At 51.2% G+C, this 14,445-nt stretch carries 10 protein-coding genes; 5 read left to right on the forward strand and 5 right to left on the reverse strand.

From position 1 onward, the window contains the following. Positions 1-18: 18 nt before the first annotated feature. Entirely contained in the window at positions 19-459 is a 441-nt protein-coding gene (locus ACO0LC_RS07770) for a response regulator (protein ID WP_423002066.1), read from the reverse strand. 191 nt (positions 460-650) lie between these two features. On the opposite strand from ACO0LC_RS07770, the gene pgi reads away from it, so the two are divergent. Further along, on the forward strand, positions 651-2,297 hold the full coding sequence (gene pgi, locus ACO0LC_RS07775; RefSeq protein ID WP_423002067.1) for a glucose-6-phosphate isomerase: 1,647 nt from the start codon (positions 651-653) through the stop codon (positions 2,295-2,297). Between the two features lie 282 nt (positions 2,298-2,579). Here pgi and ACO0LC_RS07780 read toward each other — a convergent pair whose 3' ends face one another. Further along, positions 2,580-2,999 (reverse strand): VOC family protein, encoded by a 420-nt coding sequence (locus ACO0LC_RS07780; protein ID WP_423002068.1) that lies wholly within the window; start codon positions 2,997-2,999, stop codon positions 2,580-2,582. Between the two features lie 89 nt (positions 3,000-3,088). Further along, on the reverse strand, positions 3,089-5,461 hold the full coding sequence (locus ACO0LC_RS07785) for an ATPase, T2SS/T4P/T4SS family (RefSeq protein ID WP_423002069.1): 2,373 nt from the start codon (positions 5,459-5,461) through the stop codon (positions 3,089-3,091). Between the two features lie 313 nt (positions 5,462-5,774). Between ACO0LC_RS07785 and ACO0LC_RS07790 the strand changes: the two genes are divergently transcribed. The 3 genes from ACO0LC_RS07790 to ACO0LC_RS07800 all read left to right on the forward strand — a co-directional run bounded on the left by ACO0LC_RS07790 (position 5,775) and on the right by ACO0LC_RS07800 (position 10,645). After that, positions 5,775-6,539, forward strand: coding sequence for a 3',5'-cyclic-nucleotide phosphodiesterase (locus tag ACO0LC_RS07790; protein ID WP_423002070.1), 765 nt, complete (start codon positions 5,775-5,777; stop codon positions 6,537-6,539). 110 nt (positions 6,540-6,649) lie between these two features. Next, positions 6,650-8,290 carry a GAF and HD-GYP domain-containing protein gene (locus ACO0LC_RS07795; RefSeq protein WP_423002071.1) on the forward strand — a complete coding sequence of 547 codons (1,641 nt, stop codon included), beginning with the start codon at positions 6,650-6,652 and terminating at the stop codon, positions 8,288-8,290. Positions 8,291-8,377: 87 nt separating this feature from the next. After that, positions 8,378-10,645 carry a CHASE2 domain-containing protein gene (locus ACO0LC_RS07800; RefSeq protein WP_423002072.1) on the forward strand — a complete coding sequence of 756 codons (2,268 nt, stop codon included), beginning with the start codon at positions 8,378-8,380 and terminating at the stop codon, positions 10,643-10,645. A gap of 19 nt (positions 10,646-10,664) precedes the next feature. On the opposite strand, the gene ACO0LC_RS07805 is transcribed toward ACO0LC_RS07800, so the two are convergent. Continuing rightward, positions 10,665-11,918, reverse strand: coding sequence for a benzoate/H(+) symporter BenE family transporter (locus tag ACO0LC_RS07805; protein WP_423002073.1), 1,254 nt, complete (start codon positions 11,916-11,918; stop codon positions 10,665-10,667). Between the two features lie 88 nt (positions 11,919-12,006). Here ACO0LC_RS07805 and ACO0LC_RS07810 point away from each other — a divergent pair, with 88 nt between their 5' ends. Next, positions 12,007-13,449: a PLP-dependent aminotransferase family protein gene (locus ACO0LC_RS07810; protein ID WP_423002074.1), complete on the forward strand. Its 1,443-nt coding sequence runs from the start codon at positions 12,007-12,009 to the stop codon at positions 13,447-13,449. 3 nt (positions 13,450-13,452) lie between these two features. On the opposite strand, the gene ACO0LC_RS07815 is transcribed toward ACO0LC_RS07810, so the two are convergent. Further along, entirely contained in the window at positions 13,453-14,382 is a 930-nt protein-coding gene (locus tag ACO0LC_RS07815; RefSeq protein WP_423002075.1) for a LysR family transcriptional regulator, read from the reverse strand. Positions 14,383-14,445 lie beyond the last annotated feature (63 nt).

Genomic DNA, 14,445 nt, shown 5'->3' on the forward strand with positions numbered 1-14,445 from the left:
AAGATCGTAAGCGGGTTCTTACAACAATCCGCTATTACGCCAGGCCTTCCTGCGATCTATCAGGGTCTTCAATTGCTTGTGGGATTTGTTGACGGAATAATGCATGGATTGCAGCAGGGTCGCGGGGTTGAAGGGTTTGACGATGAAGCCATTTGCCCCCGCCTTGATGGCCTTGACCACGGTTTCCTTATTATTGCTGCCGGTGACCATCAGCACCACAGTGTCGGGTGAAATTTTCTTGATGTGCTCGAGAATTTCCAGGCCACTGATATCCGGCATCATGACATCCAGGCAAACAACTTCAGGGATGGTTTTTTCCAGCCAGTCCATTGCCGCTACACCGCTTGACGCCTCTCCGATGACATTGAATGCCTCGCTATGCAAGATGTGACGTAGCATGGATCGGCTGATATCGTTATCATCAACGATAAAGATGCCTATGTCCTGTCTGTCTAACATGATCATCTGTTTCCCCTGCTCATCAGAGATGCATTAATTTCTGCTATTAATTCTGTTTACGATAATTCCAGTTTGTGTTTTTGTCTGCAAAAATCTGAATAAGTTAATTAATGTTTATTTTAGCAATAAATAAGCTGGCTACATGCATAATTGCCTGACCTATAATCTGAGGCATACATTTCAGGAATAATATGAATATTACCCACACCCCCGAATGGCAAGCACTGCTGGCACATCAACAAAGGCTGGAGCATCAGCATCTGCGCGAATTGTTTGCTGCCGACACTGACAGGTTCAGGCATTTTTCTGTGGAACTTGATGGCTTGCTGGTGGATTATTCCAAGCAGCGCATAGACCAGCCTACCTTGGACAGCCTGATGGCTCTGGCCCGCTTGTCCAAAGTAGAGGGCTGGCGTGACCGCATGTTCGCGGGCGAAAAAATCAATATCAGTGAAGACCGCGCCGTCCTGCATACGGCTTTACGACACACCGATTTCACCCCTTTCCCCAATGAGGCCGAAGATGTCATGCCCAAGGTCAGGGCAGTGCGCAAGCAAATGCGCGACATCGTCGAACGGGTGCGCAGTGGCTTGTGGCGTGGCTTCAAGGGCGATGCGATACAGACTGTGGTGAATATAGGCATAGGTGGCTCAGACCTGGGCCCCAAGCTGGCCACGCGTGCCTTGTCTGCCTTCCAGCATCCCGGCCTGGCTTTTTACTATGTCTCGAATCTTGACAGTGCCCATCTGGCACCTTTGCTGGAAAAACTCGATCCGCGCACTACCCTGTTCATCGTCGCTTCCAAAACTTTTACCACACAGGAAACCAGCATCAATGCCCAGACTGCCCGCACCTGGTTGATGGCAGCAGCGATGGAAGAATGGGCAGTCAGCAAGCATTTCATTGCAGTGACATCCAGTCCGGCCAAGGCGCATGAATTTGGCATACCTGATGCCAATATCCTGGAAATCTGGGATTGGGTAGGCGGGCGCTATTCGCTATGGTCGGCAGTGGGTTTATCAGTTGCCCTGGCGATAGGCATGAATGGTTTTGAACGCCTGCTGGCAGGTGCAGAAACCATGGACAAGCATTTTTGCCAGGCACCGCTGGAAAAGAACCTGCCAGTCCTGCTGGCCCTGATCTCGATCTGGAATACCAATTTCCTCGGTGCTGAAACCACGGCCATCTTGCCGTATAACGAATCGATACGCCATCTGCCTGCCTTTTTGCAGCAGCTGGAAATGGAGTCGAACGGCAAGACCGTAGGCCGTGATGGTGAAGCCCTGACTTGCCGCGCCAACCCCATCGTCTGGGGGGAGATAGGTGTGAATGGCCAGCATGCTTTCTTCCAGCTTTTGCACCAGGGCGGATGGCTGATTCCTTGCGACTTCGTGGTAGCAGCTTCCAGCGATTATCCCTTGCCGGGCCACCAGGCTCCCCTGCTGGCAAATTGCCTGGCCCAGAGCGCAGCCCTGGCCTTTGGCAAGACCGAGGCGCAGGCACGTGATGAGTTGTCACAGGCTGGGCTCAGCGATGCCCATATCGCCAAGCTTTTGCCGCACAAGGTGTTTGCCGGTAACCAGCCATCGACCACCATACTCATGCCCAGCCTGGACCCTTTCCAGTTAGGCATGCTGCTGGCTTTGTATGAGCACAAGGTCTTTGTCCAGGGTGTGATCTGGGGTATTAATTCCTTTGATCAATGGGGGGTGGAGCTGGGCAAGCAATTGGCAAACCGTCTCTTGCCAGCCATCCTGGGCAACCAGGATTATGATGCCCATCTGGATACTTCGACCAGTGGCTTGATTGCTTATTTCCGCAGGCATGGCCATGTCTGACAGGGAGGTCAAGAGTTTGGATTTATTTGCCAATTGATAAGGAAAGTCAAAACAATAGTTTTGGCATTGACTTAATATATTTAAGCTTGATATAAAGAAACATCATTTATTCGCGCTTGGATTTCTTTATGTGGACTGGCATTTTCACTTTTATAGGCATAGTTTTTTTTATTGCCGTTATTATCCTGATACGTGCGATGAACAAGGAAAGTCGTCGTCCAGATTATCATCAATAGAAAAAACGCAGACCAGGGTCTGCGTTTTTTACGGGCACCCTACTAATTACCAGCTACCAATATTAGGCATGGAAGCCCAGGGTTCGACTGGTGCCAGTGGCTCACCTGCCTGTAGTAACTCTACCGAGATATTATCCGGGGAACGTACAAAGGCCATATGGCCATCACGTGGCGGACGATTGATGGTGACGCCGTGATCCATCAGGCGCTGGCATAGCTGGTAGATATCATCGACGCGGTACGCCAGGTGACCAAAATTGCGGCCGCCGGTATATTCTTCCGCATCCCAGTTATAAGTCAGCTCAACCTGGGCATCATGATCGCCAGGCGCAGCCAGGTAAACCAGGGTAAAGCGGCCTTTGGGATATTCTTTCTGGTGTACCAGCTCCAGCCCCAGTGCATCGCGATAAAAGCGCAGGGAAGCCTCAAGGTCGGTGACGCGCACCATGGTGTGCAGGTATTTCATGCTAGCCTTTTCAAATGTAGACAACTTTCCAGCTTTCACTGGAAAGTTTGTAAAGTTCAGGCAGAGATTTTAGCTGAATTTGCAAAAATCTATTTGATGCAGACGATGCGCACCTGCTTCATGTCTGTAATCCCCGACATGACTTTTTCTATGCCATCCATCTTCAGGGTCAGCATGCCATCGGCCAGGGCTGCAGTCAGCAATTCGGAGACACGGGCATGGTCTTGTATGAGTTTCTTGACCATGTCGTTCGCTACCATCAGTTCATGCAGACCCACCCGGCCCTTATAGCCATTTGAGCATTGCTCACAGCCTACGGCCTTGTAGAAAGTGAATTTTCCGGTCTTGTCGGCGTACTGGCTTTGCCAGGTAGTGAATACTTTTTTCTTGGCTTCCAGAGGGTTTTTGACAAAGGCATCGGTGTTCAGCAATTCCTGGCAATATTCATCCAGCAAAGCCATCATTTCTTCTTTTTCCGGATGGTAGAGCAGCTTGCATTTTCCACACAGGCGCTTGGTCAGGCGCTGCGCCAGTATGCCCAGCAAGGCATCGGCAAAATTGAAAGGGTCCATGCCCATGTCGAGCAAGCGGACTATGGATTCTGGTGCGCTATTGGTGTGCAGGGTGGCAAATACCAGGTGACCGGTCAGTGAAGCTTCCAGGCCTATGGAAACGGTTTCCTTGTCGCGCATTTCACCGACCATGATGATGTCAGGGTCAGCCCGTAAAAAAGCTCGCATGACAGTGGCAAAGTCCATGCCTGCCTTGCGGTTGACCTGTACCTGGCGCAAACCTTTCTGGGTGATTTCTACCGGGTCTTCGGCTGTCCAGATCTTGGTCTCTGGCGTGTTCAGATGACTGAGCACCGAGTGCAAGGTCGTGGTCTTGCCGGAACCGGTAGGGCCGCAGACAAAAAACAAGCCATAGGGTTTGCTGACCACCTGTTTCAGGCGTTCCAGGTTGTAAGGCAATATGCCCAGCTTCTCCAGGGGAATAGGTTCGCCCGCTGCCAGTATGCGCATGACCACGTCTTCCATACCGCCAGAGGAGGGGATGGTGGCGACCCGTAATTCTATGTCCAGGGGGCCGTATTTCTTGAACTTGATCTTGCCATCCTGGGGCTTGCGGCGTTCCGAGATATCGAGGTCGCACATGATCTTGATACGCGCCAGCAAAGCACTGCGATAACTGGCCGGTATCTCTATATATGGTGACAGCGAACCATCCTTGCGAAAGCGTATCAGGGTCTTTTCCTTGCCTGGCCGCGGTTCTATATGGATGTCGGAGGCACCCTGCTGATAGGCGTCGATAATGATTTTATTGATGAGTTTGACCAGTTCATTTTCGACTGCGGCTGAGACTTCCACCACGGCCTGGCCAGCATGCTCATCATCTTCGTCTTCCATGCCGGACAAAAGCTCATCTACTGAGCCACTGTCGCTGGCACTACCAAAGAACTGGTCTATGGTTTGGCGGAATTCTTTCTTGGTGGTGACGCGGTAATGTATCTTGGAAGTGGCAAATACATGATTCACCACATGGGTGGTATTGGTATGTTCTGGGTCTATGGCTAATACCGTCAGACCATTCTGGTCCTCCGTGATGGGTAGCCAGGAATTTTGTTCCACATACTGGCGCTTGAGTTTTTTGACCAGGTCAATCGGGATAATGCGGTCAGCCTTGTATTCTTCATAGGGTACGTTGAAATACTTGGACAAGGCTTGTCCCAGGATCTTGCGCGAGACCTGGAATTCATCTATCAGTACATCTTCCAGATCTTGCAGATTGCGACGTGCCGACCTGACCGCCAGTTCCAGTTCAGGGGCCGAGAGTATGGCTTCCGACACCAGGAAATCAAATTTGGTGCGTGGTGTATTGGTAGGCAGAGTCTTGCTTTTTTGTGAAAATGCAACAGCCAGGGTTTCGCACAGTGCTTGCACACCCTCCGCGGCAATGGCGGTAAATGCTTCTCCCGAGCGATGATTGATGAATTGCACGACGCCCAGCAAGTCTTTGCTTTGCGCATCAATGATCGGGGCGACCAGCATCTGCTTGGTGCGGTAACCGGTGCGCTGATCGACGGCGCGCTGGAACTTCAGGGTGGGAGAGTGTGAGCGCAGCTCTTCATCATCGTAGACATCGCGCAAGCTGATCATGCTCTTGGTCAGGGCAACATGACCGGCGATGCTTTGGTCAGAAATCGATAAACGCAAATCTTTGAAAGAGTTGAGCCCGGTTTTGATTTTGGATATCAGGGTGATTTTGTCCTGGGCGACGACATAGATGGTCAGCCGATCACATTCGAACAGATTGCAGATGTCAGGTGATACATCCAGCATGATCTGGTCCAAAGCATCTGCACCATGTATTTTGTTTGTCAGTGTCTGGAGATTCTTGAAAAATTGCAGCCTGTGATCGAGACTCTCTTTGGAAGCATTTGCGACTTGAGCAGTTACCACCATTCGTTTTCCTTGAATTGTGACTTTCAGCTTTAATTATCGGCTAAAGCATAGGAGCTATTGCAAGATACTGTAAATTATTATTCTCTTAAGTCAATTTTTACAAAAATGTATCACGGAAGTCGAATGTCTGACTACAAAGTCAACTCTTTATAGCGCAAAGCCGCAAATTAGCCTATCTTCAGGGAAGGAATGAGACTCTTGAACTCTCTTGCCTTCAGAGAAGTGTTAAGCTGCTTCTGAGGTCTGGATAGATGAATGTTGTTCTTAAGATAACAAAGTCATGTAGTATCAGTGGCCCACTATTTTTGTATTTATGAAATTACAAATTCTTGGTTGTGCAGGCGGCATAGGTGGTAGCGAGCCTTACACAACCAGCTTATTAATTGATCAAGATGTCTTGCTCGATGCTGGCACAGGTTTGTCACGGCTCAGCATAGAGCAATTGGTGGCGATAGATCATGTGTTTATCAGTCATTGTCATCTTGACCATGTCGCCGGACTGCCCCTGCTGATGGATGCCGTATTTGGCAAACGCAGTAGTCCTGTCACCGTACACGCCTCTGCAGAAGTCTTGCATGCCCTGAAAACCCATATATTCAACTGGATCATCTGGCCGGATTTCAGTACTTTGCCGAACGCTGACAAGCCATGCATGCAATATCAGGAAATGCAGCCAGGCAGTACCATGAATTTGGGGGACAGGCTGATTAGCTCGCTTGCTGTCGACCATACCCCAGGCTCGGTTGCCTATTGGGTGCGTAAAGCGGACAAAGGTTTTGTATTTACAGGTGACATGGCGAGTACGCCCGCGCTATGGGACAGTCTGGCCGGACAAGCTGCCCTGGACATGGTGATAGTCGATTGTTCCTTCCCCAATGCTGAAGCAGAACTGGCCCTGATTTCCAGGCATTTTTGTCCATCCTCGTTGATAGATGATATTGCTGCGATACCCGAGTCAGTAGAGTTTTATATTTATCATTTAAAACCCGGGCAGGAAGTGCAAATCATGGAAGAACTGAGGCAAAATGAGCATAGGATCTTCAAAGCCCTGAAGTCTGGTGATGATTTCGATTTTTGAAATTCAGTGGCGAAAGTCATACACTGTTCATGTTGCCGAAACAAAGTAATGGCAAGATGCATGCGCAGGCAGTTTACCAAGAACCTCGATGAGATCTGGAGAAAGTGATTATGACTGCACTAAGCAGTAGCGAAATTGCACAACGCCTGGAAAAGCTGACCGAGCTGAGCCTGGAGCTGAGCAGTAATCACGACACGCCCCTGTTGCTGGAAAATATACTGCGTTCGGCTAAAAGCATCACCTATGCCGATGGCGGCACCCTGTACCGCACCAGCAAGGACAAACAAAGCCTGTGCTTCAATATCTCCCTGAATGACACCCTGAATATGTATCAGGGTGGTGTCAAGGGACAAACTGTAGATATACCCAATATCCCGCTGGTGGATGCCAGCGGCAGTAAAAACCTCAATGCCGTGGCTGCCTATGCTGCCAATTACAAACTGTCGGTGAATATCCAGGACGTGTACACCGTTGGTGTATTCAATTTTTCTGGCACCCGCAATTTTGACCAGCAATTTCATTACAAGACCAAATCCCTGTTGACCGTACCCATGCATGACCATGAGGGTGAGTTGATAGGTGTGCTGCAACTCATCAATGCCACCGATCCTGAAACTGGCGAACCGCGCGCCTTCACCGAAACCGACCAGCGTTTTATTGAAGCCCTGGCTTCCCAGGCGGCCATCGCCCTGACCAACCAGCAATTGATATCGCAACTGGAAAATCTGTTTGTCTCACTGGTACACCTGATCAATATAGGCATAGATGAAAAATCACCCCACACGGGCAGGCATTGCCAGCATGTGCCAGAACTGACCATGTTGCTGGCCAATGCCGTACATGAAACCGAAGACGGGCCACTGGCACAATTCTCCATGACAGACAAGGACCGCAAGGAATTATGGATGGCTGGCATCCTGCATGATTGCGGCAAGATTTCCACCCCAGTGCATGTGGTCGAAAAATCCACCAAACTGGAAACCATATTTGACCGTGTGCATTTGCTCGATACCCGCTTTGAAGTCTTGAAGCGTGATGCTGAAATCAGGGTATTGCAAAGTAAATGCTCCTTGTACCAGGCCAGCGTCAATAATCAAAATCTCATCGCCGAACTGGAACTGGGTTTGCAGGCTGAGCTGGCTAAAATAGAAGATGCCAGGAATTTTTTACACAAACTGAACATAGGTTCAGAAAGAACCAGCCCCGAAGATTTACAACGTGTGACCGATATCGCCGCATGGCAATGGACTGATGCCCATGGCACAATGCAGGCTTTCCTGAATGCCGACGAAGTCGAGAATCTCTCGGTGCGTGCGGGTACCCTGAATGCGCAAGAACGCGCCATCATCAATAATCATATCTCCACCACCATCAAAATGCTGGAAGCCTTGCCCTGGCCCAAACACCTGCAAAACGTGCCTGAATATGCTGGTGGCCATCATGAACGCATGGATGGCAAAGGTTATCCACGCGGCCTGCGTGGTGAGCAAATGTCAGTGCAAGCCAAGATCATGGCGATAGCCGACATCTTTGAAGCACTGACAGCGAAAGACAGACCCTACAAGGATGGCAAGACCCTGACCGAATCCTTGCGCATACTGGGCAGTTTTGCCTTGAATGGTCATATAGACCCGGACTTGTTCGATATCTTCGTCAGGAAAAAAGTCTACCTGACTTATGCCGAACGCTTCATGGACAAGGCGCAGATCGATGAAGTGGATGCCAGTCAGATTCCTGGATATAAAGCCTGAGCAGTACGACAGCATCAAAAAAGATTTGCTGACCCTGAGGTCCGGGCCACGATCCTGACTTGAGCAGCATATTAATGCGGAGGTAACTTGCGTAGACCTGTCAATAAAATGGCGCGTTGGGGAGCTTGCCTGCTGTTGATCATCGTCGCGGTTTTACAGGCAAATGCTTTTCTTCCTGTGACCCTGGTGGACAGGGTTGATAATTTCATCTATGACATGCGCATGCGGGTGCAGCCTGTCAAACTCAACAATGCCATCGTCATCGTCAATATTGATGAAAAAAGCCTCAAGGAATATGGGCAGTGGCCCTGGAAACGCAATACCCTGGCCACGCTATTGGAAAGACTGACAGATGATTATCATGTCAGAGCGGTAGGGGTAGATGCGGTTTTCCCCGAGCCTGACGGTAGTTCCGGTTTGGGGATTCTGGAAGACCTGGCAAAGAAGGAACTGAAAGAAGATCAGCATTTCCTGAGCCAGATGGGTGGCCTGAGGACACAGCTGGACTTCGATGACAGGCTGGCCAAGACGCTGGCTGGACGCCCCATAGTCCTTGGCTTTGCCTTGTCCAATGAGGTGGATGACCTCTCCAAGGGTTTATTGCCGACACCGGCTTTTACTGATGCAGAACTCGGTGGCCGTCATCTTGAATCGGCGGTGTTTGGCAAATACATCAGCAATCTTCCAGTCTTGCAAAAAGCAGCTATTGCCGGTGGCTTCTTTAATCCCTCCCCTGATTCTGATGGCGTAATTCGTCGTGTCCCCTTGCTGGCCAAATTTGATACCGGATACTATGAATCGCTTTCCCTGGCCACAGCCAGGGTGGCGCTCAATGCCAGCAAGATCAAACCAGTTTTCCTGCAGTCGGATGGCGTGAATTCGCAAAATTATTTGAATGAATATGGCAGCATAGAGGCGATCAAGCTTAACTCGACTCCTAATCTCACCGTTCCTTTAGAACCTTTGCTAACTGTCTTGATACAATACAAGAGCAAGGGCGGCCCGCGTGGTGGTGGCTTTGTGTATGTGTCTGCCGCAGATGTGTTGAAGAAAGTCCTGCCAGAAAATAGGCTGGCCAATAAAATTGTCTTGATAGGCACGACATCCGCGGGTTTGAAAGATTTGCGTACAGCACCTGTGGGCCTGGACTTTCCGGGGGTAGAGATGCATGCCAACGTGATTGCCTCCATACTCGATGGTGACTTCAAGCAGCGGCCAGACACCAGTCGCGCTTTCGAAGTGATGCAGATTATTTTGCTGGGATTACTGTTGACATTTGCATTGACCAGGTTCAAGGCTTTGGCAGCGATCTTCTTTACCTCAGCCACCTTTGTGATAGTTATTGGTTTCAATTACTGGATGTACCAGTCCTTCGATCTGGTGCTGCCGCTGGCATCTGCACTGTTATTGATATCCGCCTTGTTTGTATTTAATCTGGCCTGGGGTTATCTGGTTGAATCCAGAAAACTGCGTGGCGTGGTCAGACGTTTTAGTGAATATGTAGCGCCTGAACTGGTTGCTGTGATGGCAGAAGAACCGGACAGCTACACCATGGCTGGTGAAATTCGTGAGTTGACCGTGATGTTTTCTGATGTACGCGGTTTCACGACAATTTCCGAAACCCTGAGTGCGGCAGATTTGCGTGAATTCATCAACATCTACCTGACCGCCATGTCAGAAGAAATACGTGGTAATCGCGGCACTCTCGATAAATACATAGGTGATTGTGTTATGGCTTTCTGGGGAGCACCGGTGCGCCTGGAAGACCATGCAAGACTGGCCGTTGCCAGTGCCCTGAAAATGCAGACTATCACGCAAGGCTTGAGTGATAGTTTTGTCAAGCGCGGCTGGCCTGCGCTGAAGATAGGGGTGGGCTTGAATACCGGAGAAGTACGCGTAGGCGATATGGGTTCCCAGATCAGGCTGGCATATACTGTTATGGGCGATGCGGTGAATTTGTCTTCGCGTCTGGAAGGAATCACCAAAGTATATGGCGTAGGTATCGTGGTTGGTGAAGCGACACAATCTGCCGCACCAGAATTTGCTTATAGAGAACTGGACAGGGTCAGGGTCAAAGGCAAGACCAGGCCCATCTCCATCTTTGAGCCGCTTGCCATCGCGACCACCATAGATGATGCGCAATCTGCCTTACTGGAACTCTGGCATCAGGCACTTGATGATTTTCGTGCACAGCAATGGGATGCTGCAGAAAAGTCTTTCCTGTCTTATCTGGAAGTACGTCCAGAAGACCAGGCTGCCCAGGTCTTTCTGGAACGTATTGCCCACTACCGGCAAAACCCGCTGCCTGCCGACTGGGATGGGGTCGCCACCTTTGTCAGCAAGTTCAGCGAGTGAGCTTCAAGCAAGGCTTTCCTTATTTGGATTTCACGCGCAGCAGGTAGTAGCTAATGACACCAAGAACGATGCCCCAGCAGGCAGAACCCAGGCCCAGCAAACTGATATTCGATGCGGTGACGATGAAGGTAATCAGCGCAGCTTCACGTTCAGTTGTTTCCTGCATGGCATTCACCAGACCATTTTGAATTGCTCCCAGCAAGGCCAGGCCAGCAACCGTAGTCACCAGCGCATGTGGCAAATGCAGGAACAAAGCGGTCAGGGAACCGGCAAAGCTACCTATCAATAAATAAAATCCACCGCAGGCTACGCCAGCAACCCAGCGTTTTTCTGCTTGCTGGTGCGCTTCTGGCCCTGTGCATATCGCTGCAGTAATCGCTGCCAGGTTCACACCGTGGGAGCCAAATGGGGCCAGCAAGATACTGACAAAACCGGTGGCACTGACCAGCTTGCTGGTGGGGGCCTGTTCGTAACCAGCGGCCCGCATGACAGCCACGCCGGGTACTTGCTGGCCAGTCAGGCAAAGTAAGGCCAATGGCAAGCCCAGACTGATGATGGCACTCAAAGAAAATTCAGGCGTAGTCCAGACTGGCATGGTCAAACCTAGTTGCACGGCTATGACCTGTCCTTGCTTGCTGTCACCCCAGCCCAGGAGACTCCAGAGCATGACGCCACTCAGCAAAGTCAGCACAATCGCATAGCGTGCACTGCGGCGCTTGAATATCAGATAAACTGCAAACATGGTAGTCACCAGCAATGGCGCACCTGCCACATCGCTGTGGGCATTGGCAAATACATCGACGCCAAAGCGAAACAGGATACCCGCCAGCATGGCTGCACACAGACTCTTGGGTATTTTCGCCATGAGCTTCTCAAAGACTCCAGTAATGCCTATCAGCCAGATTGCGGCTGCCGCAACCAGGTAGGCACCTATGGCCTGGTGATAAGGAACGGTCGCCAAACCGGTCACCAGCAAGGCAGCGCCCGGCGTATTCCAGGCACAGATCACCGGTATCTTGTGCCGCCAGCTCATCCAGACCCCGACCAGCCCAGAACCTATGGAGATAGCCCATATCCACGAGCTGGTCTGTGCTGTTGTTAGTTTTGCACTTTGTGCAGCTTGCAACACTAGCAGCATGGGCCCGGCATACGAGATCAGGACGGCGATCAAACCAGCCAGTACAGCGGGAAAAAAATCTGCCGCCGTAGCGGCAAAACCCGGCTTGACAGCATTTGCCGGGGCAGGGAGAGGGAGGGAGTGTGGTGTATTCATGCATCTAGTCTAGTTCAGTACAGGCGGGCATTTACTTACAGTGTCTATCTGTCTTATGCTATACAGATTAAATTGAAGAGCATCTGTTATGCAGCACAGTTACAGGCAACTGGCAGACACTATCAGCGCAGATATCCGGGCCAGCCGCTATCAGGTCGGTGAACGCCTGCCATCGGTGCGCCAGTTTGCAGAAAAACAGCAGGTCAGCGTATCTACGGTCATACGCTGTTATCGCTATCTTGAAAGCCTGGGGCTGGTCGAGGCGCGCAATAAGTCTGGCATGTTTGTTGCAGACTGGAAAACCAGGCAACTGACAAACACTGGCACGAAAAAAAAACTCAACCAGGTTACACCAGTAGTCGAGTATGACAAGCTGATGTCCCTGCAACACAGAATGACAGAGTTGTATTCACTGACGGCACAACCCCTGCATCTGGGCCTGCACCTGGCCAGTGCTGCACCAGAATGGTATCCCTGTGAAGCACTCGCCAAAATAGCTCAGCGCCTGCTGCGACAAGACCCCATGCTGATCGGTGTCTACCCGGGGGGGACTGGCTTGCCTGCCTTGAAAACCAGTCTGATACATTGGCTGAAAAGCGCAGGCATGGATTTGCAGGCCACCGATCTGCTCATCACCAATGGCAGCACAGAAGCCTTGAGTGTGGCCTTGCGCGCCGTTGCCCAGCCGGGTGATGCTGTCATCGTCGAATCCCCTGTGTATTTTGGTTTGTTGCAAATGCTGGAAAACCTGGGCATCAAGGCCATAGAAATCCCCTGTGTGCCAGGTCAGGGCATCAGCCTGGAAGCACTGGAATATGCGCTGGAACATCAGGGCACGGTACGCGCTATCGTCGTCATGCCGAATTTCCAGAACCCTCTGGGTTGCTCCATGCCGGAAAAAAACAAAAAACGCCTGCTACGCCTGGTCGAACAATATGACCTGGCCTTGATAGAAGACGATGTCTTTGGCGATCTGTCGCACCAGCAGGAAAGACCGCAAGCCATCAAGGCCTGGGACAAGCATGGCAGGGTCATTTATTGTGGTTCTTGCAGCAAAAGCCTGGCCCCAGCATTTCGTATAGGCTGGATAGCGGGTGGCCGCTATCAGGCCAGGATCAATTCTCTGAAACTAAGTGCGTCTTTAATCACTCCCTTGTTTGAACAGGCGGTACTGGCTGAGTTCATTGACTCAGGGGCCTTGCCATCTCATTTACGCAAATTACGTGAACGCCTGGCAGCCAATATCCCGCTGGCGGCTGCGGCCATAGCATGCTATTTCCCCTTGGGTACACAAGTCATCAGCCCTGCCGGTGGCTGGTGGCTATGGCTGGAATTACCTGAGCATGTAGATAGTCTGGCTTTACTACGCAAGGCAGTGGAAACGGGTATTGCTTTTACACCCGGCAGCCTGTTTTCTGGCTCAGGCAAATACGCCAATTATCTGCGCATGAATATAGGGCGACCATGGGGACGGGAGATGGAGCAGGGTATCAAGACTTTGGGTAAGCTGGCGCAAGAGTTTAGCTCATGAGGTTCAGATCAGTTTTGCTGTTATCAATGCCTTGTCCCATTCCGGCACAGGCTGATACTCTTCCACCAGAAAATCGATAAGTGCCCTCACCTTGGGGCTGACCTTGCGGGTAGCAGGGTAAAGCGCGGTAAAGTCGTTCAGCGGCAAGCCCCAGTCTGGCAAAACTGTCACCAGCTTACCTTCGATTAAATCACGCCATGCCAGAAAAGTCGTGTCATAGACTATACCCAGCCCACGCAAAGCAGCCTGGTGCAAGACCTTACCATTGTTGGAGGCAAAGCCCGGTGTGATATCCACTGCCAGGGTTTCACCATCCCGTTCAAAATGCCAGGTATTGCCCTGGGTGAGATGGCTGAAGTGCAGGCAGCGGTGCCGGTTCAATTCTGTAGGGTGGGCTGGCATGCCATGCTTTGCCAAATAAGCCGGGCTGGCGCACAACAGACCGCGACAGGGGGCCAGCCTGCGTGCATGCAAGCCAGGGCTGTCAGGGATACCACCTACCCGTATGCTGAGGTCAAAGCCGTGTTTGAATGGGTCCAGCAGATTGTCATCCACATGCAAGGTAGGTTGCAGCATGGGGTGGAGCAGGGTAAAGCGGGCCAGGGCATCGGCCAGCCATTCGCTGCCAAAGCTATTTGGTGCCTGTATACGTATGCCACCGGCCAGTTCATTGCCCGCCTGGCTGACCACCAGCCGCGCCTGCCGTGCATGTTCCACGCTGGCGCTGCAAGGTTCCAGGTAAGCTTGCCCTAGCTCGGTCAGGCTGACTTCACGGGTAGACCTGTGCAGCAGCCGTGCGCCCAGTTCCGCTTCCAGTTGCATGATGTGCTTGCTGACCATGGCGCGGCTAATGCCAAGGTGGCGTCCTGCCGCGCTAAAACTGCGCTGCCTTGCTACTTCGACGAAGATTTCCATTGCCTTTAGTTGGTCCATAAAGGGATTGTCTTCAATTTGACGACAATCTGTCAACTATTGTTGGTATTGTGGAAGACAAGC

This window comes from Undibacterium sp. JH2W, from assembly GCF_049340425.1.
Taxonomy (GTDB): Bacteria; Pseudomonadota; Gammaproteobacteria; order Burkholderiales; family Burkholderiaceae_D; genus Undibacterium.

Bases quoted from the DNA above. Each gene is read 5' to 3' on its own strand.
- ACO0LC_RS07770 (WP_423002066.1), bottom strand. From the start codon at position 459: ATGTTAGACAGACAGGACATAGGCATCTTTATCGTTGATGATAACGAT.
- pgi (WP_423002067.1), top strand. From the start codon at position 651: ATGAATATTACCCACACCCCCGAATGGCAAGCACTGCTGGCACATCAA.
- ACO0LC_RS07780 (WP_423002068.1), bottom strand. From the start codon at position 2,999: ATGAAATACCTGCACACCATGGTGCGCGTCACCGACCTTGAGGCTTCC.
- ACO0LC_RS07785 (WP_423002069.1), bottom strand. From the start codon at position 5,461: ATGGTGGTAACTGCTCAAGTCGCAAATGCTTCCAAAGAGAGTCTCGAT.
- ACO0LC_RS07790 (WP_423002070.1), top strand. From the start codon at position 5,775: ATGAAATTACAAATTCTTGGTTGTGCAGGCGGCATAGGTGGTAGCGAG.
- ACO0LC_RS07795 (WP_423002071.1), top strand. From the start codon at position 6,650: ATGACTGCACTAAGCAGTAGCGAAATTGCACAACGCCTGGAAAAGCTG.
- ACO0LC_RS07805 (WP_423002073.1), bottom strand. From the start codon at position 11,918: ATGAATACACCACACTCCCTCCCTCTCCCTGCCCCGGCAAATGCTGTC.
- ACO0LC_RS07810 (WP_423002074.1), top strand. From the start codon at position 12,007: ATGCAGCACAGTTACAGGCAACTGGCAGACACTATCAGCGCAGATATC.
- ACO0LC_RS07815 (WP_423002075.1), bottom strand. From the start codon at position 14,382: ATGGACCAACTAAAGGCAATGGAAATCTTCGTCGAAGTAGCAAGGCAG.